At 58.7% G+C, this 24,541-nt stretch carries 26 protein-coding genes and 1 tRNA gene; 13 read left to right on the top strand and 14 right to left on the bottom strand.

Annotation, left to right across the window (positions count from 1 at the left end; all coding sequences use genetic code 11):
* Positions 1–174: 174 nt before the first annotated feature.
* From IC231_RS18955 to IC231_RS18930, 6 genes are all read left to right on the top strand, one after another.
* On the top strand, positions 175–543 hold the full coding sequence (locus IC231_RS18955) for a BlaI/MecI/CopY family transcriptional regulator (RefSeq protein WP_190786060.1): 369 nt from the start codon (positions 175–177) through the stop codon (positions 541–543).
* Positions 540–1,865, top strand: a complete 1,326-nt coding sequence (locus tag IC231_RS18950) for a M56 family metallopeptidase (protein WP_190786059.1) — start codon at positions 540–542, stop codon at positions 1,863–1,865. Before IC231_RS18955 ends, IC231_RS18950 begins: the two co-directional genes overlap by 4 nt.
* A 62-nt stretch (positions 1,866–1,927) precedes the next feature.
* On the top strand, positions 1,928–2,479 hold the full coding sequence (locus IC231_RS18945) for a hypothetical protein (protein ID WP_190786058.1): 552 nt from the start codon (positions 1,928–1,930) through the stop codon (positions 2,477–2,479).
* Between the two features lie 185 nt (positions 2,480–2,664).
* A complete protein-coding gene (locus tag IC231_RS18940) occupies positions 2,665–3,120 on the top strand; it encodes a hypothetical protein (RefSeq protein ID WP_190786057.1) in 456 nt (151 codons plus the stop codon).
* A 222-nt stretch (positions 3,121–3,342) separates the two neighbouring features.
* Positions 3,343–3,648, top strand: a complete 306-nt coding sequence (locus tag IC231_RS18935) for a hypothetical protein (RefSeq protein WP_190786056.1) — start codon at positions 3,343–3,345, stop codon at positions 3,646–3,648.
* Positions 3,649–3,835: 187 nt separating this feature from the next.
* Entirely contained in the window at positions 3,836–4,174 is a 339-nt protein-coding gene (locus IC231_RS18930) for a hypothetical protein (RefSeq protein WP_190786055.1), read from the top strand.
* Between the two features lie 76 nt (positions 4,175–4,250).
* Here the strand turns inward: IC231_RS18930 and IC231_RS18925 are convergent, their stop codons facing one another.
* Positions 4,251–5,543, bottom strand: a complete 1,293-nt coding sequence (locus IC231_RS18925; RefSeq protein ID WP_190786054.1) for a TPM domain-containing protein — start codon at positions 5,541–5,543, stop codon at positions 4,251–4,253.
* Between the two features lie 180 nt (positions 5,544–5,723).
* On the opposite strand from IC231_RS18925, the gene IC231_RS18920 reads away from it, so the two are divergent.
* Positions 5,724–6,155 (top strand): hypothetical protein, encoded by a 432-nt coding sequence (locus IC231_RS18920; RefSeq protein ID WP_190786053.1) that lies wholly within the window; start codon positions 5,724–5,726, stop codon positions 6,153–6,155.
* A gap of 89 nt (positions 6,156–6,244) precedes the next feature.
* Here IC231_RS18920 and IC231_RS18915 read toward each other — a convergent pair whose 3' ends face one another.
* Positions 6,245–6,856: an Hsp20/alpha crystallin family protein gene (locus IC231_RS18915; RefSeq protein ID WP_190786052.1), complete on the bottom strand. Its 612-nt coding sequence runs from the start codon at positions 6,854–6,856 to the stop codon at positions 6,245–6,247.
* 350 nt (positions 6,857–7,206) lie between these two features.
* Between IC231_RS18915 and IC231_RS18910 the strand changes: the two genes are divergently transcribed.
* Positions 7,207–7,650 (top strand): hypothetical protein, encoded by a 444-nt coding sequence (locus tag IC231_RS18910; RefSeq protein ID WP_190786051.1) that lies wholly within the window; start codon positions 7,207–7,209, stop codon positions 7,648–7,650.
* A 265-nt stretch (positions 7,651–7,915) separates the two neighbouring features.
* Here IC231_RS18910 and IC231_RS18905 read toward each other — a convergent pair whose 3' ends face one another.
* The 7 genes from IC231_RS18905 to IC231_RS18880 all read right to left on the bottom strand — a co-directional run bounded on the left by IC231_RS18905 (position 7,916) and on the right by IC231_RS18880 (position 15,652).
* Positions 7,916–8,935 carry an alpha/beta hydrolase family protein gene (locus IC231_RS18905; RefSeq protein WP_190786050.1) on the bottom strand — a complete coding sequence of 340 codons (1,020 nt, stop codon included), beginning with the start codon at positions 8,933–8,935 and terminating at the stop codon, positions 7,916–7,918.
* A gap of 387 nt (positions 8,936–9,322) precedes the next feature.
* On the bottom strand, positions 9,323–9,724 hold the full coding sequence (locus IC231_RS18900) for a hypothetical protein (protein WP_190786049.1): 402 nt from the start codon (positions 9,722–9,724) through the stop codon (positions 9,323–9,325).
* 171 nt (positions 9,725–9,895) lie between these two features.
* The gene (locus IC231_RS20265) at positions 9,896–10,021 is read right to left on the bottom strand and encodes a hypothetical protein (RefSeq protein WP_262892780.1); all 126 of its coding nucleotides are present in this window, start codon (positions 10,019–10,021) and stop codon (positions 9,896–9,898) included.
* A gap of 481 nt (positions 10,022–10,502) precedes the next feature.
* Positions 10,503–10,916: a hypothetical protein gene (locus tag IC231_RS18895; RefSeq protein ID WP_190786048.1), complete on the bottom strand. Its 414-nt coding sequence runs from the start codon at positions 10,914–10,916 to the stop codon at positions 10,503–10,505.
* A gap of 87 nt (positions 10,917–11,003) precedes the next feature.
* The gene (locus IC231_RS18890) at positions 11,004–11,459 is read right to left on the bottom strand and encodes an abortive infection family protein (protein ID WP_190786047.1); all 456 of its coding nucleotides are present in this window, start codon (positions 11,457–11,459) and stop codon (positions 11,004–11,006) included.
* 379 nt (positions 11,460–11,838) lie between these two features.
* A complete protein-coding gene (locus IC231_RS18885; protein WP_190786046.1) occupies positions 11,839–14,220 on the bottom strand; it encodes a ribonucleoside-diphosphate reductase subunit alpha in 2,382 nt (793 codons plus the stop codon).
* A gap of 469 nt (positions 14,221–14,689) precedes the next feature.
* Complete coding sequence (locus IC231_RS18880; protein ID WP_190786045.1) at positions 14,690–15,652, bottom strand: ribonucleoside-diphosphate reductase small subunit; 963 nt, start codon at positions 15,650–15,652, stop codon at positions 14,690–14,692.
* A 471-nt stretch (positions 15,653–16,123) separates the two neighbouring features.
* Between IC231_RS18880 and rplU the strand changes: the two genes are divergently transcribed.
* Both rplU and rpmA read left to right on the top strand, forming a co-directional pair.
* Complete coding sequence (rplU, locus tag IC231_RS18875; RefSeq protein WP_190786044.1) at positions 16,124–16,429, top strand: 50S ribosomal protein L21; 306 nt, start codon at positions 16,124–16,126, stop codon at positions 16,427–16,429.
* A gap of 99 nt (positions 16,430–16,528) precedes the next feature.
* Entirely contained in the window at positions 16,529–16,834 is a 306-nt protein-coding gene (rpmA, locus tag IC231_RS18870; RefSeq protein ID WP_190786043.1) for a 50S ribosomal protein L27, read from the top strand.
* A 71-nt stretch (positions 16,835–16,905) separates the two neighbouring features.
* On the opposite strand, the gene IC231_RS18865 is transcribed toward rpmA, so the two are convergent.
* From IC231_RS18865 to hemW, 4 genes are all read right to left on the bottom strand, one after another.
* Complete coding sequence (locus IC231_RS18865; RefSeq protein WP_190786042.1) at positions 16,906–17,673, bottom strand: cyclase family protein; 768 nt, start codon at positions 17,671–17,673, stop codon at positions 16,906–16,908.
* A 186-nt stretch (positions 17,674–17,859) separates the two neighbouring features.
* The gene (locus IC231_RS18860; RefSeq protein WP_190786041.1) at positions 17,860–18,528 is read right to left on the bottom strand and encodes an alpha/beta fold hydrolase; all 669 of its coding nucleotides are present in this window, start codon (positions 18,526–18,528) and stop codon (positions 17,860–17,862) included.
* Between the two features lie 50 nt (positions 18,529–18,578).
* Positions 18,579–19,079, bottom strand: a complete 501-nt coding sequence (locus IC231_RS18855) for a hypothetical protein (protein WP_190786040.1) — start codon at positions 19,077–19,079, stop codon at positions 18,579–18,581.
* Positions 19,080–19,299: 220 nt separating this feature from the next.
* Positions 19,300–20,436: a radical SAM family heme chaperone HemW gene (hemW, locus tag IC231_RS18850; protein ID WP_190786039.1), complete on the bottom strand. Its 1,137-nt coding sequence runs from the start codon at positions 20,434–20,436 to the stop codon at positions 19,300–19,302.
* A 957-nt stretch (positions 20,437–21,393) separates the two neighbouring features.
* Between hemW and IC231_RS18845 the strand changes: the two genes are divergently transcribed.
* The 3 genes from IC231_RS18845 to IC231_RS20460 all read left to right on the top strand — a co-directional run bounded on the left by IC231_RS18845 (position 21,394) and on the right by IC231_RS20460 (position 23,999).
* Positions 21,394–23,316 carry a BamA/TamA family outer membrane protein gene (locus tag IC231_RS18845; protein ID WP_190786038.1) on the top strand — a complete coding sequence of 641 codons (1,923 nt, stop codon included), beginning with the start codon at positions 21,394–21,396 and terminating at the stop codon, positions 23,314–23,316.
* Between the two features lie 121 nt (positions 23,317–23,437).
* Positions 23,438–23,510 (top strand) — tRNA-Met (locus tag IC231_RS18840).
* A 189-nt stretch (positions 23,511–23,699) separates the two neighbouring features.
* On the top strand, positions 23,700–23,999 hold the full coding sequence (locus IC231_RS20460) for a helix-turn-helix domain-containing protein (protein ID WP_190786037.1): 300 nt from the start codon (positions 23,700–23,702) through the stop codon (positions 23,997–23,999).
* A gap of 45 nt (positions 24,000–24,044) precedes the next feature.
* Here IC231_RS20460 and IC231_RS18830 read toward each other — a convergent pair whose 3' ends face one another.
* A complete protein-coding gene (locus tag IC231_RS18830; RefSeq protein WP_190786036.1) occupies positions 24,045–24,539 on the bottom strand; it encodes a Mov34/MPN/PAD-1 family protein in 495 nt (164 codons plus the stop codon).
* Positions 24,540–24,541: the final 2 nt, after the last annotated feature.

Raw genomic sequence — 24,541 nt, 5'->3', positions numbered from 1 at the left:
GAGGCCGTCCTTTGCGTTGCCTGTGCACAGATTCCAGTAAAAATTGTCGGGTACCAAAAAGGCTCTGGCGTCACGCCAGAGCCTTTTTTGATTTTACCTGAAAATTATTCTAATGAATTGCATATCAGTCATTACGAAACATTCGTAGAATTACGAAATAATCGTAAAGGAATTATGGAACGATTAACGCAATCTGAGGAGGAAGCCATGCGTGGCTTTTGGGAGTTGGGCGGCGGCTTCATCAAAGACGTGCTGGAACGGCTGCCTGAACCCCGGCCTCCCTACACGACGCTGGCCTCCACTGTCCGCAATCTGGAACGCAAAGGCTATGTAAGCAGCCGCAAGCTCGGCAACACCTACCGTTTTGTTCCGGTAGTGACGGCAGAGGAATACCGGCGGCGGTTCCTGGGCAATTTCGTCGGCGACTATTTCCGCAATTCCTACAAAGAGCTGGTTTCGTTCTTTGCGCAGGAGCAGAAAATCAGCCCCGAGGAACTGCAAGACATCATCGACATGATTGAAAACCGTAAGTCCCGGCCATGACTCCACTGCTGCTGTATATGCTGAAAGCCAACCTAGCACTGCTGGTGCTATTGGGACTTTACTACGGCCTGTTGCGTAGCCTCACCTTTCATTTCCTGAACAGGTTGTATCTACTGTGTGCAATGATTTTCGCGGCTATGTGTCCGCTTCTGAAACTGAGCTATTGGAACGCTACGGCTCTGGCTCAGCCTTGGGCCGTGGTGGTGTACGAAGGGGCCGCTACACCGGTAGCCACGGTGGCCGCAGCGTCGCCGGAGTGGTTGTTACAGGCTGTGCCAGTGCTCTATAGCCTAGGAGTAGCGGTGCTGGCCGGGCAGCTGTTGCTGCGGCTGGCGGCTCTGTTGCGGCTGCGCAACACTTCCATTCCCGGTAGCGCCCACGGCATTGCGTATCGGCAGCTGGCCGTTGTGGCCAGTCCCTTCACTTTTGGCCCCGACATCTATATCGGAGCAGGGGCCCACACCGCCGCTGACCTACACGCTGTGCTGTTGCACGAGCAGGTGCATGCCCGGCAGGTCCACACCCTGGACGTACTGCTGGCGCATCTTCTCAGAGTCCTGTGCTGGTTTAATCCGGCGGCATTGCGGCTGCCGGAACTGGTGCAGCGCAACCTCGAGTTTCTGACGGATGCCGTGGTGCTGGAATCGGACCAGCTGCCTCGCAAAGCTTACCAGTACAGCCTGTTGCGTGTGAGTAGTTTGTTGCCGGGGCCGCCGCTTGCCTCTTCCTTCTCCTTTCTGCCCCTTAAACACCGCATTGCTATGATGAACCAGCCGAAGTCTAAGCGCCTTCAAGCCCTGCGGTATTTTCTGGCCCTGCCGGTAGCGTTTGCGCTACTCCTGGCCCTGCCGTCTGCTGTGCCGGTCAGTACTTCGGCGGCTAAAGTCGCTCCGGCGGCCCCGCTAGGGTTGCCCACCAATGCTGTGTTCTATCTGGACGGAAAACAGGTGCCTTTGGCCGACATACAGCGGCTGGACACCAAAACCATAGCCGGCGTAGCCGTGCTGAAAGGAGCCGACGCGGCGCGCGCTTTTGCCGGTACTACCCAACCCGTTGTAGTGGTTACCACGCTGGCAGGAGCCTCTTCGCCGGAAGCGGAGGCATTGGCCGCCCGCCTGCCTCATGAGCAACCGGTGGACATGAGCTACCTGTCGGCAGAGGCGCTGGCGTACATCGTGAAAACCTATCCGGGCCACCGGCTTACCGGCGTGTGGAAAGTAACTACCCAGGGCCAGCCGGTGCGCTACCGCGCCGAAATAGCCAAAGGCCGCCGGCCACTGTCCATGCTGTTCGATGAGCAGGGCCACGCACTTACTCAGTAGCCTACGGCCGGAGCCGCGCTATATCCCACTTTCTGTTTTCTCACTTTTAATATAAGACCGTTATGACAACTAACTTCCTTCCTGCGGCCTACGCGCTGCGCCGCCGCTTGCTCCTGGCTCCGCTTGCGCTAGGGCTGGCCTTAGGCGCTGCTGGTACTGCCACCGCTCAGACTGCTGCTCCGGCACCAAGCCAGATGGAACTGCCGGAGGCGGCCTACTATATTGATGGACTGCCTGCTACGGCTGCTGACGCGAAAAAGCTGGAGAGCGAGAAGGGCGCCATTGTCAACATGCATGTGTTGAAGGGCGAGGCAGTGCGAAAATTGCTAGGAGATGGAGCGCCCACCAGTGCCATTATCATTACTTCCAGGAAAAACCAAGACGCGGCTGCCGTCCAGGCCTTCAACAAGCGGGTGGAAGAAGTGACGCCCACCCAGAAAATGGATCTGGCCACCGCCTACATCCTGGTAGATGGGAAAGAAACCACAGAGGCGGAGCTCAAGAAAATTCCGCCGGCGCGCATCAAGGATATGCGCGTTTACAAAGGGGCTGAAGCCGAGAAGCAGTATGGGGCAAAAGGCCGCACCGGCGTAGTGGTGGTCACAACCCGGTAAACCATTCTCATTGTTATGTACACAAGCTAACAGGGCCAGCCGAACGTGTTTCGATTGGCCCTGTTAGCTTGTGTAAGCGGTTACATGAGGCTGTTATTTTCCGGCTAAAACAGGTCCGGCAAAGTCCTAACAACTGTTCAGCTCCGGAGGAGTAGTCGAACACAAGTCTGCTGGCCCGCGTACCTTTGCGCATTCGTACCCTGACCGATTTGGTCGTTTTGCGCATGACGCCATCCACTCAGCTTGACTTTCTGGACCTGAGCCACCGTCCGGATCTTGGGATTGTAGCCGCCCGCTGGACCCGCCCTACCGTTTCGCACGAGCTACGCGCCGGCTACCACGAGATGCTTCGGTACGCCGCTTCCTGCGCCAGCTGTACGCGCTGGCTGATTGACGCGCGCCGCCGGGTGCAGGTGGATTTGCGGGATGTGCATTGGCTGACGGAAGAGTTTTACCCGACGTTGCGCCACCATCTGAACGCGCACGTGTACGTGGCATTCCTGATTGCTCCTTACCAGGCCGAGCATGTGCACGACGACTCCCTGCCGGCTCTGCCCTACACACACGGCGACTATTGTTCGCTCAACCAGTTTGTAGACGAAGGCGAAGCAGTCCGCTGGCTGGTGTCGAGGCAGGCATAGCACCGTGAGTGCATAGGCAAACAAGCTGCTTTTGCAGAGGTGAGTTTTATTAGAATTATTTAAAAAATACACTAATCCTCAAAAGGATTGGATATTATATATAAATAGGAATTTTGGCCTGGTAATGGATAATATTATGCGTATTTAGTACGTGTAACGTAGGTAACTTGCGCAGATGGACTGGCGCTTTGTGCCTTCATTATCTCCTTTTCCCTCCTTCTTATGACCAGAATAATACTATTGCTCATGTGCGTGCTGCTGGCATTGCTGGAGCCGGAGACAGCACTTGCTACTCCCAATACAGAAACCACCGCTTTGGCAGGTGCTACGGAAAGCGAGGCTATTCCCCGGCCCAACTACAAGCGCTACAAAGGCAACAGCCGCACCAAAAAGCGCAAGCTGGGTTTCTTCCGTAAGCGGGCAGCTCGGCGCAAGGCCATGCGCAAGCGCCGGCAGAAGGTTACGGAGCCCAAAGGGGTAATCAGGGTGGATAAGCCCACCGGCACCATGCCAAAATCGGCTAACTAACTCCCGAACATACTTGCCCATGCCAGTAGCCGCCGCACTTACCCAGCCGGGAAAGTGCGGCGGTTTGCGTTGAGGACTGTAGCCGCGCATCACCCGCTACAGGTGCCAGGATGAGGGCGGCTACGCCACTAGTTGGCCACAAACCACGAGTGCTCCGTATATCCACTGTATCCTGGCCTTCACTTCTATGAACTTTCGTCTCCTTACAATCACGTTGCTATTCGCTCTGCTGGCTGGCAGCGCCGCTACCGCCCAGAACCGGGCCCCCTCAACGCCCACGCAGCGCAAGCTGGGTGCCGTGAAGGTTCCGCCCCCCAACACCCCGATGCCGGCTCCGTCCACTGCCTCCGGCACTACCAGCACATCGGCAGGGCAGGGGGGTAAGTACATTGCGCCGGGCCTCACAGGCGAGCCCGCCCGCCAGGCAACGGCCGACAACGACCGACTGTTACGTCAGCCGGTGCCCGCCCCGCCGCTGGCTACCCCGGCTGCTGCTCCGGCCGCAGCACCCAAAAAAACACAGTAGCACCGTTCCTGCCCCACGCAAAAGCGCCCCGGTCATATCTATGGCCGGGGCGCTTTGGTATGAGGAAGCCGGTAGCTTACCAGGAGCCGCTGTTACTGTTGTCATCATCGAACCCGCCACCGCCAGTGTCGCCGGAAGAGGTATCGTCGTAGGATGAGGACCCATCGTTGTCGGAAGAGAAATAATCCGGCGAAGCGTCGGGGGCATCAGAGAAGTAGTCTGGGGCGGGCTCGGGTGCGGCGCCCGAATCGTTGAGAAACGGAAAGCCACCCGCACCGGCGGCTCCACCGGCGGCGGCACCAGAGTCGAGGTTGGGGGAAGGCGTATCAGGATGCAATGGGGTGCTGTCTGGCTGGTTCTGGCCATTCGCCATGCGGTTGCCGAGGTAGGCACCGGCCGCCGCTGCCGCGCCCGTCAGCAGCACGCCTCCCATACCACTGCCACCCCCGGTGCGGTTCGGCAGAAAGTCGGGGCTCGGGCGGTTACTGTAGCCTGGGCCGTAGTTGCCCGCCGGACCATTGGGCTGAACCGGAGGCTGGTTACTCTGAGGCGGGTAGAAAGTAGGAGCCGACCCTGCCTGTGGGCTGGCAGCTGCTGCGGAGCGCCGCCGAAACAGGCGCACCAGCAGCCATATCCCCCCAATGACTACTACTGCTCCTATCAGCAGCGCACCCCCGCCCAGGCCCAACACAGTTGAAGGGGCCATATCGCCAAGCCCGGAAGAGGAAGAATTGGGGTTGAACGGCTCACTGGCGGGCTCGTCACTAGCGCTGCGCTGGTCGGCTATGGTCGGTTCGGAGCTGGGGAGTGCGCCGGCTGCGGCTGCATCAACTGCAGCGTCTGCCTGGGGTTGCACCGGGGCCGAATCGGGGTTGGCGGCTTGCATCAGCGTGTTCAGGCCGTTGCGCAGGCCCGCAAAGTAGCGGCCCTGCCTGAAGCTGGGCGTCATCTGCTCCGTAATCACGCGGGCCGTCAGGGCCGGCGTGATCTGACTGCGCAAGCCCGAACCGGCCTGAATCGTGACCTGATGCTCCTGAGCGGCCAGCAGGAGCACAATGCCGTTGTTCCGGTCGCGCTGGCCCACCCCCCAGGCCGTGCCCAGTGCCCGGCCATAATCGGCTATGTCGCGGCCGCCCAGGGTGGGCACCGTGACGACTACCAGCTGGGTGCCGGTATTGTCGGCGTAGCGGCGCAGGCCGTTTTCCAGCTTCTGGGCGTCGGCCGCACTCAGCAGTTGTCCGCCGTCATTCACAAACCGAAACGGAGTGGGCCGGGCCGGCAGGCCATCGGCCGACTGGGCACCGGCCGGCGAAAGCCAGCTGCCGCCCAGTATCAGCAGCAAGAGCAGCGAAAATGCAAAGCGAGACATAGGACGAAAAGCTAGGTGAAAGGAAGAGAGGGGTATCTGTTCCGCAGCATACGCAACTCGCCTTACAGGGATAAGAAAAGCCACCTCAATTGTCACACACGGCGGTTCTGTGGTGGCAAAAGCAGAGGGGGAAGGTTCTGTAGAACAAATCATGTACCTACGCATGTTAGCTTTGTAGCTATGAAGCCAGGTCTGCCATTACGCGTCTATTTTGAAAATGCTGCCGCGCTGCTGCAGGAAGACCCGGCCGGTTTCCTGAGAGTCACCTGGAAGCCTGCCGCCCGCCAGCCCCAGGATACGCGGGCCGTTTTTATGCACATGATGCAGGCAATCAGCCGCAACAACTGGAGCCGCATCCTCATCGACCAAGGCCGTATGGTGCCGTTTGCGCCGGACGAGCAGGAGTGGGTAGCCCGGGAATGGCTGCCCCGCGCGGTGGAGGCCGGCTACCGCCACGGTGCCGTGGTGGTTTCGGCCGATGTGATGGTGCGCCTGGCCACGGCCTACATCACTACGCAGGCGCCGGCGTCGGCCTTGGTGTACCGGTCTTTTGAAACGGATGCCGAGGCCGTGGAGTGGCTGTTGCAGCACCCCCGGTCGGCAGCTCTTTAAGCAGTACTGTCTCTACAGCACACCTCACAGCCAAAAGAAAAACGCCTTCCTGTTCGGCGGGAAGGCGTTTTGTTTGGCTGTGAGGCCCGTTAGGCTCCTACCCCGGAGCTTTTTGGCCGCTTCTGCATTTCGGATGCGGCAGTGGTGCCTTTGCTTCGGGCGGCGCTGCCGCCACTCTGGCCCGACTGCACGCTCACATCGGTGGCCTGCTCGCCGAGGCGCTCCGACATCTGACCCTGCGGCTGGCCGGAGCTGCTTTGGCCGCCGCGCACCTCTATTTGGTGGCGCCGGGTTTTCTGCTCGTCTTTGGGCACGCTCACGCGCAGCACGCCGTCCTCGAAGCTGGCCTCAATCCGGCTGGCATCCACCGTGTCGGGGAGCTGCAGGGAACGGTTGAACGAGCCGTAGGAGCTTTCCACCACGTGGTAGCGGCGCTGGCTCTGCTCGTTGCGGAAGGTCCGCTCCCCGGAAATGGTGAGGCGGCCCTGGTGGAAATCCACCTTGATGTCTTCGCGCTTCAGGCCGGGCAGGGCGGCCTCTACTTCATAGCTCTTGTCGGTTTCGTAGGCGTCGATGTGCGGCGAAAAGCTGCTGACGCGGCCCCGCGAAGCCAGCGAGTCGCTGAAAAACCGGTCGAGCATGGAACTGAAGCTCGAGGCCGGCAGATCAGAAAAGGAGTCCTGATACTTTTGAATAGCCATGGCTGTGAAAGGTTGAAGTGAAACAAACGAACACAAGCGCCCCTGATACGCGGGCAAAAACGGCGTTGTTGCACCGGAACACCGGTTTTTTAGAGGTACCGGTCCACTTTTTTGCAAGGCTGCCCACCGGCCGGCCCTCACACCCCCGAAACCGGACGCCCATGCCCGCCGCCGGACACTTTTTTGCCAGCGCAAACCAGTCGAGGCAATGGTAACTGCCTGACGAAAAGCGGCTTGAAGAAATGGCACGGCCCTTGGCTCTTCTACCCCGGAACCGGGGCGGCGCTGTCCGATAGCGCACAGGTGCCTGCCCCGGCCACTTCTGGTCTCACCCTTTATTTCTTCCTGCTATGCGCCGCTTCTCTCTCGCTGTTTCCGCGGCTGCCCCCCGGCCGCTGACCCGTTCCGTTGCTTTGGCCGGCCTGCTACTGGCCCTGGCCGCCACTGCCTCGCCGGCCCAGGCCCAGCACGCCTCCCCGGTGTCCGTTACCAGCCCCGATGCCGAAAGCATCCGGGTGCGCATCAATCAGGCGGCCCGGCAGCCCGGCCGGGTGCAGGTCGTGAGCCTGGGCAGCGGGCAGGTTCTGTTCGATGAAGCCTACGACGCGCCCGCCTACGGTCACCGCTTCAACTTCCGGACGCTGCCTGCCGGCCGCTATGCCCTGCTGCTGCACGCGGCCAGCACCCACTACCGCTACACGCTGCAGGTGCAGCCCGGCCCCACCGGCCAGACCGTAGCGGTGCGCCAGCTGAAAGTGCGGGAGCCCCAGCAGCTGCTGGCCGGCGCGCAGTAATCCGTTGTGCCCGTGCCCGGAATATAGCAGAGCCTACTTCGGGCTGCTTTCCGCCGGGAGGCGGTGCCTTCCCTGCCCAAACGAAAGACGCCGCCCGGATTCCTCCTGGCGGCGTTGGTTGCAGGCTGATGCTGGCGCGGCAGCACAAGCACGGCCTCCGTGTTATGAGTAGGCGCGGACTACACGGCGCTACACTCGCGTCAGTGTAGGGTGGGCAACAGTCAGGAGTCGGAGATACTTAGGGAGTATGGCCTTCGGCCAATGCTTAGCGGATAGCTTTTTCGAAAAAGGCAATCACGCTGGCATTCATACTTCGGTGGAAAGCTTCTCTATCAAACTGCCCCTGGTCGGTGCAGAGCAGCGGCGGGGCCAGCGGACCACAGGGAGCGAGAAACGAGAAATGCCCGGCCCCCGGCACCGAATGGAACTCAGCCCCGGCCCCGAGGGCATCCCGCACCTGTTTGATGTTGGTGGCATAGGATACCACGGTGTCCTGGTCGCCGCTCCACAGCTGCACCGGCACCCGCACGGCCGTGAGGGCGCCGGGGCCCATCGTGAAGCCCAGGCCGGGGGCGGCCACCACAGCGGCCTTGATTCGTGCGTCGGGTTGGTAGCGGTTGCCCTTCGCCGCTTCATCGGGGTTCAGCAAGGGGGAGTTGCCGGCGCGGAGCAGCTTACAGATAGCCTCCGGTGACGAGTCGGTGCACTGTTTGGCAATCAGGCGGAGGTCGGGTTGGGCCCCCACGGCGGTCAGGACGGTCAGGCCGCCGGCAGAGAATCCGAACGCCCCGATACGCTCGGGGTTGATGTATGCGTGTCCCGGCCAGCTCGTGAGCAGGTAGTCCAGGGTGGCGTGCAGCTGCCGGGTGCGCCCGCCCAGCCAGCCCACGGTGCCGGCCGCGCTTTGGTCGGCGTAGTTGTCGCCGCTGTGCATGGGGGCCGCCACGATGTAGCCCGCGTTGGCCAGGGCCAGGGCCAAGTCGGCGTGGCTGCCGGGGCCGCCGGAGTTGCCGTGCGAAATCACCACGAGCGGCAGGCTGCGGCCCGCCACGGGCGCATCGGCGGCTACCTCCATCAGGCCCAGGCCCAGCCACGTCGTCGGCCAGGTGCGGGCCTGGGTGGGATACCAGATGCCCACGGCCAAGGGTTTGCCGTCCGGGTCAGTGGTCCGCGCCAGCTGGAACCCTACCGGCCGCTCTGTGCGCAGGGCAGACCGGACCATGACTGCCCCGAACCCAACGACCAGCACAAGAACAACCAGCAGCAACCGACGAATCCATTTCACTATTTCTTCCAGGTATAAGGGCGAGTGTATACGGCTTTAATATTAAGAAAATATAGTATTCGATACTGTGAGCTTCCCGAAGAAAACAGCCTGTCTAAGCCAACACGACAACGCCGCCCGGATTTCTCCAGGCGGCGCGGTATCGGTTTGCCGCTGGCGCGGCAGTGGAGGTACAACCTCTGCTTTTAGACAGGGTGGAGGTTACGGCTTTGCTTAAACCCGCGCCAGGGAAGCCAGAGAAAGGTAGAACGTCAGGCTGACGTTGATAAATCGTCAAACGGCAACCGCTCCGTAGCCCAGGGTTTAAACCCTGGGCTAGTGAAGTAACGTCAGCACGCGAGATGCTTCGGCAGGCTCAGCATGACGTTCTTATGTTGCCCGCATACCCTAGTAGCTTTCCTTCTGGAAGCCAAAGGCGCGGAGCTGGGCCTCGAACGTATCGGGGTAGTTGGCTTTGAGGTGGTGGATGAGGGCGCGCAGGGCTTTGCGGACCTGGGCTTCGTGTTGGTCTTTGCCGCTCACTTTCGCGCTGCGCTGCCCGGCCGACTCGGTGCTGGCCTGCACCAGCTGGGCGTACTCCTGGGCCAGCGGCTGCCAGAAGGCGGTGCCGTACTTCTTCTTGTCCAGGTCGTGGGCCGGGAGGGCCAGCAGCAGCTTATTCAGGGCCTTCACCCGCTCGGTGCGGGCTCTGGGCAGGCTGTATACTTTGTTTTCGCGCGTAATTCCGAACTCGGGGTAGTAGCTGCGGCCCTCGTCTTCGTCGTGGGCTTCGGCGAGGTAGCCTTTCACGTACCGGAGGTGTTTGTCCAGCAGCTTATCCAGCTGCTGGAGACGCTGGCTTTGCGGGGTGCGCTGGTCGCCGGCGGCATCGGCGGCGTCGCGGCCCTGGGCGTAGGCGGCGGCTAGGGCCGTGAACTCGGCTTTGGAGAGCCACAGCAGCGGCGGCAGCGCCGAGGTAGTCTAGGCGTCGGCTGCTGTGGTGGCCAGAGCCGACAGCGCTACATCGGAGGACGGCAGCTGACTGGTGCGCTGGATGGTGGGGGTTTGGGGAGCCGCGTTCGGGCCCTCGGTAGTGGGGGTAAGCATAGAGAATGGGGGTTAATGAATACTGGCCATAAGGTATTGATTCCGCACAAGCTGCACTATACCTGCCCGCGCAAAATCAGGTGTTTTCAGGCCGGAAGGTCGCCTCACTCCGCAAATCCACTGGTTTCGGAGTCGTGAGGCCGCCTCACTGCCTGAAACCATTTTGTTCGAAGCCCTGAGGCGGCCTCACGGCCCAAAACCAATCGGTTGGAAGCCCTGAGGCCGCCTCACCCACCCAAACCATTCGGTTTCGGGCAATGAGGCGGCCTCAGAGGATGGAAACATTTGTTTCGGTGCTCCGAGGGCTTCTGGGGCTATCCTTGCAGTTGCTCGGCTATGCGAGTGACCCACTACGCTCCAGCAGCTATGCTGCGTGCGTCCGCTGTAACTGGGCTAGTGGCGCGGCCGGATTCAGGGCACAGCCCCTCAGGCGTAGGGCTCACTTGGCACAGCTGAGCGAGTGCGAGGGAAATTAAAGAAGCTACTCCTTTTTTAAGTGGAGTTCAAGCATGCCTCCCACCGAATCACCTACTATCCAAACACGATAATTACCGTCTTTCAATTTGCTCAGGGGTAAAACGATTTCGCGCCTTTTGCCTGCCTCGCTGCTTCCGGTTCTGTATATAGACTTATAAGTGCCAGTACGTTTCATCAGCTTCTTGTAGTTCTCTTCGTCCCATATGCTGACGGATGTCCGGGATAAGTTGGGTAACGCTAATTCTACTTTTTCACCAACTTTTCGGCTTATGCTAATCGGTTTGCATTCCGGCCCTGCTTCACAAGCTTCCAAATACTGGAAGCTTACTCGAACAACCTTGGGGGGGCGCATGAGAGCTAAACTATCGTTGCTTGCAAGTATAGAAATGAAGCAAATGCCGAGTATCAGGTATTTCACGAGAAGCAGATTTTAGAAAGTGAAAAAACACTCTAAAAACAACCCAGCCGCTGCCGGGGGCAGCACTCAGGTAAGCATTAGATTTGCTCACCCTTGCTGATAGTTTTCGGTGTAAGTTTTCAGTAGGAACAAAGCAACAGCACCAGACATATTTACTGCAAGTTCTGCGTGTCTTGCAGCAGGTTTAAACTTGCCCATAGCCTTTCCATGAGCATCACCATGCTTATTGCGCAGCGCTCCAATACCTTCTATTGTACTTCTGGCACCGGTGAGAATCTGCTTGAAAATTTGCTCAGTATGCTGGTCTGGTGATAGATTGAGACCTGTCGCTACCTGCTTGTACAACTTGGGTAAGTCTTCACTGTCATCGAATTCTATTTGAAGTTTACCCAAAATATGCTTGAAGACCACCTCTAATAATGTGCGGGCAATCGTTATGGCACCCTCGGGGTCAGAATCTCTCCTCTCCAGTGCTTTATTCCAAGCTTCTGTAACATAGGACTCGTTAAAATTCTCAATTTCTTCGGTTACCAGACCATCCAAAGGTGCACCATTTACTCGTTCAAGCCGGTAAATAATAGGTGCAAAGGCCTCTCTTAAGTATTCCCTACAGGGAGCATATCCAGTGACATTAGCTTTAATAAACTACCAGATATGTTCGAGTTCAAAGCAACTTTTAACAAATTCCGGAAGCATAGGCTCGATGACAGCGTCTTTTATAGCTGCCTTGCGTAGCTCCCGATAGTGGTCTGGGTGTTCAGCGCCACCAGTAACGCGTGATTCTATGATATTATAAAGCTGCTGTATCAGAACTAGCTTTTCAGTTGGTATGGAGACTTGTACTGGATTCATTTCTAGTGCAAAAGAAAGCCGCAGCAATTAGTGCTGCGGCTTGTCCTAGTTAAGTATTTTTTGTCTCCTCTTACGAACCGCAGGCCTCGCAGGCGTCCGGGTTATCCAGGGAGCAGGCCATGTCGGAGGCGTTCTGGGCCGATACGTTCAGCGGCTCCAGGGTCTCGGCGGCTTGCTTCTGCACCGTGAACTTGATGGCGTCGGCGGCGGCTTTGGTGCGCAGGTAGTACATGCCGGTTTTCAGGCCCTTCTTCCACGAGTGGAAGTGCATGCTGGTGAGCTTGCCGAAGTTCACGTTCAGCACGTGCAGGTTCAGGCTCTGGCTCTGGCAGATGTACGCGCCCCGGTCGGCCGACATATCAATGATGCGGCGCTGCGAAATCTCCCACACCGTTTTGTACAGGTCCTTGATGTTCTGCGGGATGGTGGGGATGTCCTGCACCGAGCCGTTGGCGGCAATGATGGCGTTCTTCATCTGCTCGTTCCACAGGCCCAGCTTCACCAGGTCTTTCAGCAGGTGCTTGTTCACCACCATGAACTCGCCGCTCAGCACGCGGCGCACATAAATGTTGGAGGTGTAAGGCTCAAACGACTCGTTGTTACCCAGAATCTGAGCCGTGGAGGCGGTAGGCATGGGCGCTACCAGCAGCGAGTTACGCACGCCGTGCTCCATCACCTGGGCGCGCAGCGTGTCCCAATCCCAGCGGCCAGAGTCGGGCTGTACGTTCCAGAGGTCGAACTGGAATTTGCCCTCGCTCAGCGGCGAGCCGGGGAAGGTTTCGTAGTGGCCGTCGCGGATGGCCAGGTCCTTGGAGGCCGTCATGGCCGCGAAGTAGATGGTCTCGAAGATGTCCTTGTTCAGGCCGCTGGCTTCGTCGCTCTCGAACGGCATGCGCAGGGCAATGAACGTATCGGCCAGGCCCTGCACGCCCAGCCCGATGGGGCGGTGGCGGCGGTTGCTGCGCTCGGCCTCAATTACAGGGTAGTAATTGATGTCGATAACCTTGTTCAGGTTCAGCGTGGCGTGGTAGGTAACCTCGTAGAGCTTCTGGTGGTCGAAGATGAGGTTGCCGGCTTCGTCGGGGCGCACGTAGCGGGGGAGGGCCAGCGAGGCGAGGTTGCACACGGCAATTTCGTTCTCGTCGGTGTACTCCATAATCTCGGTGCAGAGGTTGGAGCTCTTGATGGTACCGAGGTTTTTCTGGTTGCTCTTGCTGTTGGCGGCGTCCTTGAACAGCATGTAAGGCGTGCCGGTCTCGGTCTGGCTTTCCAAAATGGCAAACCACAGCTCCTGGGCCTTGATGGTTTTGCGGCCACGGCCTTCGCGCTCGTACTTCTGGTAGAGTTTCTCGAACTCCTCGCCGTAGGTGGTATCCAGGCCGGGGCACTCGTGGGGGCACATCAGCGTCCAGTCGCCGTTGGCTTCCACGCGCTTCATGAACAGGTCGGGCGTCCAGAGGGCATAGAACAGGTCGCGGGCGCGCATTTCCTCCTTGCCGTGGTTCTTTTTCAGGTCCAGGAAGTCGATGATGTCGGCGTGCCAGGGCTCCAGGTAAATGGCGAAAGCGCCCTTGCGCTTGCCGCCGCCCTGGTCCACATAGCGGGCCGTGTCGTTGAACACCTTCAGCATGGGCGTGAGGCCGTTGGAGGTGCCGTTGGTGCCTTTGATGTAGGAGCCGGTGGCGCGCACGTTGTGCACGGCCAGGCCAATGCCGCCGGCGCTCTGCGAAATCAGGGCGCAGTTCTTCAGCGTGTCATAGATGCCCTCGATGGAGTCGTCCTTCATCGTGAGCAGAAAGCAGGAGCTGAGCTGGGGCTTGGGCGTGCCGGCGTTGAACAGCGTAGGCGTGGCGTGCGTGAACCACCGCTCGCTCATGAGGTTGTACGTCTCGATGGCGGCGGCAATGTCCTCTTTGTGGATGCCCACGGCCACGCGCATGATCATGTGCTGGGGCCGCTCCACCACCTTGCCGTCGAGGCGGAGCAGGTAGCTGCGCTCCAGCGTCTTGAAGCCGAAGTAGTCGTAGTTGTAGTCCCGGTCGTAAATGATGGCCGAGTCGAGGGTAGCAGCTTGGGCGTGCACGATTTCCCACACGTCCTGGGCAATCAGGGAAGCGTTTTCGCCGGTTTTGGGGTCCTCGTAGGTGTGCAGCCGCTTCATGGTGCTGCTGAACGACTTGCTGGTGACCTTGTGCAGGTTGCTCACCGCAATGCGCGCGGCCAGGATGGCGTAGTCGGGGTGCTTGGTGGTGAGCGAGGCGGCGGTTTCGGCGGCCAGGTTGTCCAGCTCCACGGTGGTCACGCCGTCGTATATGCCGTCGATAACCTTCTTGGCTACCTCAATCGGGGAAATGAAGTTCTGGTTGAGACCGTAGCAAAGCTTCTCGATGCGGGCCGTAACCTTATCGAACTTCACGGATTCGCGGCGGCCGTCGCGTTTGAGTACCAACATAAGCGTAGCAGTTGATGTGGGGAGTGTTGGGGTATGTTGCTGCCGGCTCCGCCAGGAGCCCGGCAATAGTTCAGAAGAGGCGCCAGAAGTGCCCGTTCAGCGGCGGGCAGCATGCATTGATAGCGGAAGATATTTCTATCCGGGCTGTAGGACAAACCTTCTTTTCAGAAGTTTTCCACATAAGCGTAAAACAGTGCAGTTCAGCCGCTTTTTCGTGATTCGGAGGCCGCTATATAGCCCGGATAGTAGCCGGAATTTTAGGTTGGCGGATTGGCGGGGAAGTGGTATTGTCTGGGAGTGGCGGCTGCGAGGAGAAGGGACAATAAAGAACGTGTCATCCTGAGCAAAGCGAAGGACTTTCTCAGGGCAGAACAAGACGGTGCTTTGTCCGTCGTTCTTAGGTGAAAAGGTCCTTCGCTTTGCTCAGGATGACACGGCAGGTAGCAGAGCGGCTGAGCGCCCGCAGCTATTAAAAGTCCTCGTCCAGCGAGAAGGCGTTTTCGGTTCGCTCGCTCATCACGCCGGCTTTCTGGTACTCGGCCACGCGCTTCTCGAAGAAGTTGGTTTTGCCCTGCAGCGAAATCATCTCCATGAAGTCGAAGGGGTTGGTGGCGTTGTAGATCGGGCTGTAGCCCAGGCTCACCAGCAGGCGGTCGGCCACAAACTCAATGTACTGGCTCATGGTTTTGGCATTCATGCCGATGAGGTTCACGGGCAGCGCATCGGTCACGAACTCCTGTTCAATCTGCACCGCGTCCTTGATGATTTCGTGCACGCGGCTTTCGGGCAGCTTGTTCTGCAGGTGGTCTTTGTAGAGCAGGCAGGCGAAGTCGCAGTGCAGGCCTTCGTCGCGCGAAATCAGCTCGTTGCTGAAGGTCAGGCCGGGCATCAGGCCGCGCTTCTTGAGCCAGAAAATGCTGCAGAATGAGCCCGAGAAGAAGATGCCTTCCACGGCGGCAAAGGCAATCAGGCGCTCCGTGAAGTTTTCGGAGTTGATCCACTTGATGGCCCACTCGCCCTTTTTGGCCACGGCCGGCACTGTTTCCAGCGCGTTGAACAGGTAGTCCTTCTGCTTGGGGTCTTTGATGTAGGTGTCAATCAGCAGGGAGTAGGTTTCGGAGTGGATGTTTTCCATCATCACCTGGAAGCCGTAGAAGCAGCGGGCCTCGGCCATCTGCACTTCCTGCATGAAGTTCACGGCCAGGTTTTCGTTCACAATACCATCGGAAGCCGCAAAGAAGGCTAGCACGTGGCTGATGAAATGCCGCTCCCCGTCGTTGAGGGATTCCCAATCTTTCTGGTCCTGCGAAAGGTCGATTTCCTCGGCGGTCCAGAACGAGGCCTCGGCCTTCTTGTACATCTGCCACACGTCGTTGTGCTGAATGGGAAACAGAACGAAGCGGTTGGGATTCTCAGTGAGCAGGGGTTCCATAAGCAGGAAAATAGCGGGTGAATAATGCGGCCGGGCTGGTCCTTCAGCAGAAGGAATCCGGCGGCTGACAACTCTGTCACGGACCAGATTGTTCGTGGCGCTGGGCAGGCACCGCCGGAGGGCGGAGCACCAAATATAACCCCCTCCTGCGGGTTGGTCGGCGGGCCAAACCCATTTTTTCTCTGTTAATTTTTCTATATGTCTGCCTGGCCGGACAAGGAGCCGCTTTTTCAAAACCGGCCAGTATTGAGCAAGGAAACGCTCATTTCGGGAAAGTTATCCACATTTTATCTGTGGACAATCAATGTTTTCCACAAAAAAGCTATTCGCGTACCCGCTGGCGCGTTCCTCAGTAACCCGGTATAGAGGCTGCAGAGGCATGCGCAATGATGTTTAGTGAGTTAGGGCTTGGATATGTGAAAGGATCCTTCTACTTTTGCCTTCCATTTTTCAGAAACCGCGAAGACGCCGATGTACGCAATTGTCAACATAGCTGGGAAGCAGACGAAAGTCGAAGCCAATAAATTTGTATACGCTCACCGCTTGGCTGGCAACGTCGGCGACAAAGTGGAACTGGGCAAAGCCCTCCTGACCGATAACGACGGTACCATCACCATTGGCGCTCCGCTACTGGACGTGGCCGTGAGCGGCACCATCCTGGCGCACGTAAAGGGCGACAAGGTGCTGGTGTTCAAGAAGAAGCGCCGCAAGGGCTACAAGAAGCTGAACGGTCACCGTCAGCAGTTCACCAAAGTAATGATTGACAGCATCGGGTAATTGAGTTGCCTGTTTTGTGTTGCCAGTTGCCAGTCTGTGTAGGATTCGGCTTCAACTAACTGGTAACCGGCAACTGATAACTCTCAACTTAACAATACCATGGCACACAAGAAAGGCGTCGGTAGCTCCAACAACGGCCGCGAATCAGAATCCAAGCGCCTCGGCGTTAAAATTTTCGGTGGTCAGTCCATCATTTCCGGTAACATCATCGTGCGTCAGCGCGGCACCAAGCACCACCCCGGCCAGAACGTGGGTATCGGCAAGGACCACACGCTGTTCGCTATGATCGACGGCACGGTGCAGTTCCGCAAGGGCCGCAAAGACCGTTCGTTCGTATCGGTAGTACCCGCAGAGGTGAACCCGGCTGACGTGCACACTTCGGCTAACGCCTCAGCTGCCGAGTAACACTCGCGCCACATTGCTCAAGCAAAAGGGACGGCTCTTACGGGCCGTCCCTTTGTGTGTTGCGGCGGCTGCTAGGTTAGGGCGTAGAGCACGGGCTTGCTCGGGCTGGCGTCCAGCTCCAGGCTCGTGACCTGCAGATTGAGCAGGTAGAGCCCGTCTTCCACCTCATCGGGCACGAAGATGAGCTCCGTGATGGTGGCGTGGCTGCGGGTAGCGTGCGGGTACTGCCAGAACGCGTGGTGGGCCAGCAGTTGGCCGGCGTCTTCTTCCCGGTCGACGCTGGGCAGATCGAGGAGCAGGTGCTCGATGTGGTGCTCGGCCAGATAGTGCGCCAGCGCGGGTTCCAGGTAAGTCGGGTTAGTGCCGGAATACTGGCGGGTGCGCTTGGCTTTGTGGTTGGGCAGGGTGCGCAGAATAACAGCTTCGGGGCGCACGGCGGCATCGGGGCCTCCTTCCAGCTCCCGCCGAAAGTCTTCCAGCAGCACTACTTCGTCGCCGTTGGGTTGCGGGCGGGGCTGCACCGATACCAGCCGGGCCACAAACAGGAAGCGGCGCAGGCAGCGGTTGAGCGTTGCCTGCGGGTCGGGCGAAATGTGGCCGTAACATTCGGTGTGCGTGCCGTTGCCGTGGGGCGTGAGGTGCACCCGCTTGTAGTTGGTGCTGCCGCCCTCGGCCACACTGCCCACAAAGCTGCCCACCCGAATCACATCAAACTGCACCGGCTCGGCCCAGAAGCAGTTCACTTGGTTTGGGCCAGGCGCCAGCGGCAGGGAAATATCCAGCGGCGCGGCCGGGTTGAAGGAAAACGTGCGGCCGTGGTGCGGGTAGGTAGCGAACATCTTTTAGTGATGGGGTGACGGGTGAATGGTGATGAGGTGGCAGGTAAATGGTGATTAGGGAAAAGGCTGCACGTCATTCCGAGCGCAGCGCGGCGGAGTCGAGGAATCTTGCTAGTGTGGTAATTACCATCAGAACTTCAGCACGCGGGATTCCTCGGCTTCGCTGCGCTCGGAATGACGCTCTTTTTACCTGTCACCATTCACCTCATCACTGCTCACTCCTTCGTTTAACCGATTCAGGATGTCGGCAATTTCCTGAGCGTGGCTGATAATCATGAAGTGGCCGCCGCCAGGAATGAGGTAGTCGACGGGTGTGGGGCCGGGCGGAAATACCCGGTCGTGGGTACCCAGGATCTGGATGCTCCGACCCACGTTGGTGCTGTCCCAATGCAGGAGGCACTGAATGGCCCAGCGCGTGTAGCGCGGCTCCATATCGCGCAGAATCTCCCGGAACAGCGGGTACTCGTTCTGCTTCACTCCGAAATACCACTGCCCGGCCCGCGGAAACAGCTTGAGCCACTGCGGCGGAAAGAGCTTGTACACACCGCTCCCCCGAATCAGGCGCAGCAGCGGGGGCATGCAACTGGCATCGGGCACGCTGCTCACAAGTACAGCGCGGGCCAATGGCCGGATCCGGCAGATTTCCAGCGCTACCACTCCGCCAAACGACACGCCCACCAGCAGGCAGGGCTGCTCCGCCGGAATGGCTTCGGCCATGCGCGCTACATAGTGCGGCAGGGATTCAACGGGTTCGGGCGTAAGCCAGTGCAACACGTGGGTGTTGCCGTGCAGCAGGGGCAGAATATTGCGGAAGACCCGCTCATCAGCGCCCAGCCCGGGAATAAGATAAAACATAGGGTATGGGTAGGAGTAAAGAAGGCGCGGGTGGCCGTTAGGTTGGTGGGCTAAGGCTCCACGCGCAGAAATACGCCTTCCAGGTAAAAGATATTATGTGCCATTCCGGATTCAAATTCCTCGGAATCAGGGTTCTCTATTTCTGGGTCAACGCTGATGTCAAAGGTTTCTTCCGCCTCGTCCTCTTCCTCTCCTTCCTCAAAAGGCCCATCGGCGGGGTAGGTGCAGGAGAGTTTCAGAGCCACATTGGGCAGGGGCACGGGCGGCTCCGTTTCTGATGTGTATTCCAGCAGGCAGGGCCACTCCGTGACGGTGGCCAGCGCCTCGGCTACATCTTCCTGCAGCTTGCCGGCCCGGTCGGCGGCCAGGCGCAACAGCAAATCGAGCTGCTGAAACTGCAGCCCCAGGTGGAAGAAGTGCGGCTCCTGGTCGAAGTGCGTGGTGCCCCAGATGGTCACGTCATCCGAGTTGTCGAACACAATGGCAGTTATCTGCACCTGCTCGATGAAAAAGTCCGTGTCGTCGGCCAGGGCATCAATCAGTCTTCTCATAACCGAAGATTACGCGGATTTTTCAGATTCTGTCGCACCAAGCAGCCCAATTTGCTGCGTACGCCGCCGGGCTGGCTCAAACTGGCAGAGAGCAAGCGCAGTAAGAATGTAAGAATTTTGCGACAGTTGCGCCTGTACCCCGAAGCGTCGCTTCGGTCGTTGAACGACAATCGTGCGAACTGCGCAGCCTACCGAAGCGCCGCTTTGGGGTACACACGGCTTAGCTCTGAAACAGCGTCAGCGTGATGTGGTCGGCCAGCAGCTTGCCTTTGTCGGTGAGACGCAACACATCATCCGGGCCCAGACTGGCTAGGCCGGTAGCCTGCAGCTCACGTAGATATGCGGCCTGCTGCGTGAGCAGATCCACGCCGAGGGCGTCGCGCAGGTGGCGCAGGTCGGTGCCCTGGGCGGTACGCAGGCTGGTCATCAGATACTCGTTGGCGCGGTCCAGGGGCGTGAGGTGCTCCACGGTGGCCGGCACTTCGGCCCGTTCCAGCACGGCCGCCACGTACTGTGGGTTGTTGGCGAGGGTGTATTGCCGGCTGCTGCCGTTGAAGGAGTGCGCGCTCGGCCCGAGGCCCAGATACGGCACGCCGCGCCAGTACGCCGAGTTGTGCCGCGACTCGCGGCCGGGCCGGCAGAAGTTGCTGATTTCGTACTGCTGGTAGCCGTGGCGGGCCATTTCTAGGAGCAGCAGCTCAAACTGCCGGGCCACGAACTCGTCGGGCGGCGGCCGGAACGTGCCTTTCTGCTGGCGCCGGCCAAACACGGTGTCGGGCTCCACGGTGAGGGCGTAGCAGGAAAGGTGCGGGACACCCAGCGCAAAGGCCGCCGCCATATCCTGCTCCCAGATGCTGTGGTCGGCGGCGGGCACGCCATAAATCAGATCCACCGAAATATTCTCGAAGCCCGCGTCCTGCGCCAGCCGCACCGCCGCCGTGGATTCCTGCGCCGAATGTGCCCGGTTCATCAGGCGCAGGTGCGGCTCGTGGAAGCTCTGCAGCCCGATGCTGAGCCGGTTGACGGGCGAGGCCGCCAGCTCGCGCACCTTCTGCGGCGTCAGGTCGTCGGGGTTGGCTTCCAGCGTGACTTCTGCATCCGCCGCCACCCGAAAGTGCCGGTGAATGGCCTCAAAAATCTGGTCGAGTTCGGCCTGAGTCAGCAAGGAAGGGGTGCCGCCGCCGAAATAGATGGTTTCCAGTGTCGCCTGCGGGCCCAGGTAGTCGGCGCGCAGCGCTAGCTCCTGCGTAATGGCCTCCACGAGCCGGCTTTTCAGGGCCATGCTGGTGCTGAAGTGAAAGTCGCAGTAGTGGCAGGCCTGCTTGCAGAAGGGAATATGGAGGTAAAGTCCAGGCATTGGCAGGTAGGAGGCGGCGCGGAAATGGGGCGTGGCGCTACGGGAGGGCAAAGATACGGTAGGGAGCGTGGGCGGGCAGGCTGCCGCTTTTCCAGACGCTAATCCATCTTGGTTCTCTCAGCATCTGTATCGAAGAACCGGTCCAGATAATCGTTTGAACCCAGTCTACTCTCTCTTGCCAAGGAGTATACTTCTGTGTTGTTGATAATGCTGTCGTCAACAATCTTGAACACGTTTACAAACCCCAGGTAGGCAATTCCTGATTCAGTCGCAGCTTCCTGCTCTGCTTGTGCAACGGCAGCGTCAAAAGAAATTGATTGCAGGACTACAATTCTCTCTTCGTACAGATAGGATGAGTCGGACTCGGATGAGTCCTAGCCAAGTCGATACACAGTGCGTACGCTATACCAATCTACGTGTGGAGGAGGCAGTTGCTGAATTACTCATTTTCGTGCTTGGTCTTTGTACTTCTCTACAAATTCTTTAGCGTCCCTGATATTATCAGGGTATTCTGCATAGGTATGATAATTCGGTACTCCGTTAGGAGTTTCTATTTTCTGATAAACGTGGTCATAAGGGAATCCACTCTTTATGAGGTATGTAACTGTTTTCCATCCTTGGTCATCTGTCTTTCTAGGAGGCCTGAATCTGTGAGATAAAAGCGTCATTGGTTTACCGCACCTTGAACATGGGTAAAGCCTAGCAGAGCCAGGGTCCAAAGGTCTGTTCCATGCTAATCTGCATTCTAGACAAATACTTTTATACCCCATCGTTGTCTATGTTATGCCATTCTATAGGCCGTCCTCCAATACTCAATTTCTGCTACTGAATAGCCTAAAGATATAGAAATGGGACAGCACTGTTGATACGTAGCCGCGAAAGTCAACTTACCCCCAATCCAATTATAGCGTCCACCCACAACGCACGAAAACCCACGTTTCGCGTTTACTTGCCATCATGGCTGCCCGCTTACTGCTTTTTCTGGGTTGGTGCTGGCTGCTGACAGGCAGCCCGGGCGCCGCGTGGGCGCAAACCACGCCGGCCACGCCGCTCAACCTGAACCTGCCGCCCGTACAGGCACCGCTGCCCTCAGACACGGCCCGCGCCCTGCGGCCCGACAGCACCCAGCGCGCCACTCGCCCCGATTCAGTCCGGCCAACCCGGCCAGTCCGTGCGGCCTTGCCCGTGCGGCGGCCCCGCGTGCTGGTATTCGATACCGAAGCGGCCGACCGCGCCGTGCTGCGCCGCTACCGCACCCGGGCCGTAGTGCTCGATTCGCTGACGGCCCTGCGGGAGATGCGTGAGCTGGTGCTGGCGCTGCAAAGCCAGTCCTACCTCACGGCCTCCGCCGACGATATCAGTTGGCGGCGCGACACAGTGCGGGTGCGGCTCTACATCGGGGAGCAGTTTCGGTGGGCGCGGCTGCGCAACGGCAACCTCGGCGACGGGCTGCTGACGCGGGCCGGCTACCGCGAAAAGCTCTACCGCGAGCAGCCGTTTCAGCCGCAGGAGTGGAGCCGGCTGCAGCAGCGTGTACTCACAGAGGCTGAAAACCAGGGCTTCCCTTTCGCTACCGTCCGCCTCGACTCGGTGCAGCTGCGCGGTGCCGACATTGAGGGCCGCGTGTTGCTGGAGCGTGGTCCGGCCATTGTCTTCGACTCGCTGCAGATTGTGGGCAATACCAAAACCAAGAAACGGTTCCTGACCAAGTACCTGCAGATTTTTCCCAACCAGCCCTTCAGCCAGCAGCGCATCGACGAAGCCGCCCGCCGGCTGCGCCAGTTGCCGTATCTGCAGCTCAAAGCCGAGCCCGAAGTGCGCTTCGCCAAAGGCCGGGCGCGGGTCTACCTGCTGCTCGAAGACCGCACTGCCAACCAGTTCGATGCCATTGTGGGTGTGCTGCCCAATCCTACGCCTACACTCGGCCAGAAGCGCGTGCAGCTCACCGGCGACGTCACGATTGCGCTGCGCAACATCAAGGGCGGGGGCAAGGGCTTGGGGCTGCAGTGGCGCAAGGTAGATGCCAACTCCCAGCAGCTAGACGCGCAGTACAGCCACCCCACCTTCTTCGGGACGCCGCTGGAGCTGGGCGGCACCTTCAACCTCTACCGCCAGACCGACCCCATCAACGCCTTTCAGACGCTGCGGCCGCGCCTGCAGGTGACGTACCCTACGGCGCGGGCCGGGCGCATCGGCTTTTTCACGGAGTGGCGCAGCTCCCGCCTGCTGTTCGTCGATAGCCTCGCTACGGCCCTGCCGCCCAACATCGACACCCGCTTCACCTCCTACGGCCTCGACTACACCTGGACCACCCTCGACGACCCCTATTTCCCGCGCACCGGCGTGCTGGCCGGCGGGCAGGCGGCCGTGGGCAGCAAAATCATCAGCAAGAACGCTCAGCTCAAAGAGGAACTCTATTCCAGCCTGCCGCTGCGCACTACCCAGGTAAGCGTGAGCACGCGGCTGGAACGCTACAACCGTATCGGGCGGGGCGGGGTGCTGCTGGTCCGGGTGCGGGGAGAGGCACTGTTCAACCGCCGCCTGTTTCTGAACGACATGTTCAGGGTAGGCGGGCTGGCCACGCTGCGCGGCTTCAATGAGCTGAATTTCTACGCCAGCCAATACGCCATCGGCACGCTAGAATACCGGCAGTTCACCGGGCCCGATGCCTACGTTTTCGCCTTCGCCGACCAGGGCTACCTGCGCCTCGACATCGAAACGGCTTCCAATAAGAATACTCCTACCGGCTTGGGAGTGGGCCTGAGCTTCCGCACCGGGGCCGGGCAGTTTCAGTTCGTGTACGCCCTCGGCCGCGACCAGCAGCAAAAGCTGGCGTTGGGCGCCGGTAAAATTCATTTTGGCATCACCAGCCGCTTCTAGCACAGCTGCGGGAGTAAATTTTTCCGACTGACAATCAGGCTGCAAGCAACAAGTTGGGGCTTATTATAACCTTGGATAGCGTTTCCCCAAAAAATCCTCTTACATTTGCATTACCAAACAGTGCGGGGTGGAGCAGTTGGTAGCTCGTTGGGCTCATAACCCAAAGGTCACTGGTTCGAGTCCAGTCCCCGCTACCTAGATAACCCGGAAGTCTCTCATAATGAGAAGCTTCCGGGTTTTTTGTTTCGCATTTACACAGCTAATACACAGTTACACTCGTTGAGGGTGAATAATTCGATTAATTTCTCAAGCTTTCCATTAGAACGGTGTACCCAAGAGGCGTCAAATTGTAACAATTCAGTTCGGACGCTGGTATAAGATCAATGGAAATCAATACGAAACTTGCCTTACTTACTCCTCAAGAACTACAAGAGCTTTTGACTTTGGCTGCACTTGAAGCATTGAAACAACACACGGCTACCCCTGTTGCTTCTTATGCTGATACAGTTCTGACCGTCAGGGAGGTAGCTAAGCGGTTAAGACGCTCTGAGAAGTTTGTACGGGATGAAATTGCCCGTGGGCGGTTGGGGGCGGATAACTCCAACAAAGGAGTGTCAGGGGTGCGGGCCTCGTGGCGAGTGCGGGAAACTGACGTTGCGCATTACTTGAAGCGCCTACGCTAGAATTTATTCCCTTCGTGAGGCTCGACGCCCAGTGTGCGGGCCAAGCTAACCCTCATGTTCTTCGCCTGTAGGTAACAATTCTACCATCTTTCCTGCCGGAAAGACAAAGGCTCTAAAAAGCATAGACTTCTTAGGGTTCCCCCCTGCTATCAGCATGATAGGTTCAGGGCAGGCGAAATTCGGATCTTCAGCAACTTCGCGCATCTGCAGTAAGTCCCTACGGCTAGGATTGGGCGATGAGTATGGATGGTAGTGCCACTCACCTAGGTAGAACTGCTGTTGCTTCTGCCAAAGGTCATCCATGGCTTTTTTTACGCCTTCTGTACCTCTTTCAAACCAACTGAATCCACTGCGTGAATCTACAGGTGGCCCCATTATTTTACTCACTGTTGCACCACTAAGGTCAGCTGAATAGCTTCCTATGATAATGCCCCCTGTTTCGTTGCGATGAGCTATACGGCAATAATTAACCACCTCTTCAAGCAACTTCTTGCTAAGGAACAAATTGAAGTCCTTATTTGCAGATATGAAGTGAGTCATAT

The sequence above is a fragment of the Hymenobacter duratus genome (assembly GCF_014698995.1).
Lineage (GTDB): Bacteria > Bacteroidota > Bacteroidia > Cytophagales > Hymenobacteraceae > Hymenobacter > Hymenobacter duratus.
This window is presented reverse-complemented; position numbering and strand designations above follow the sequence as displayed.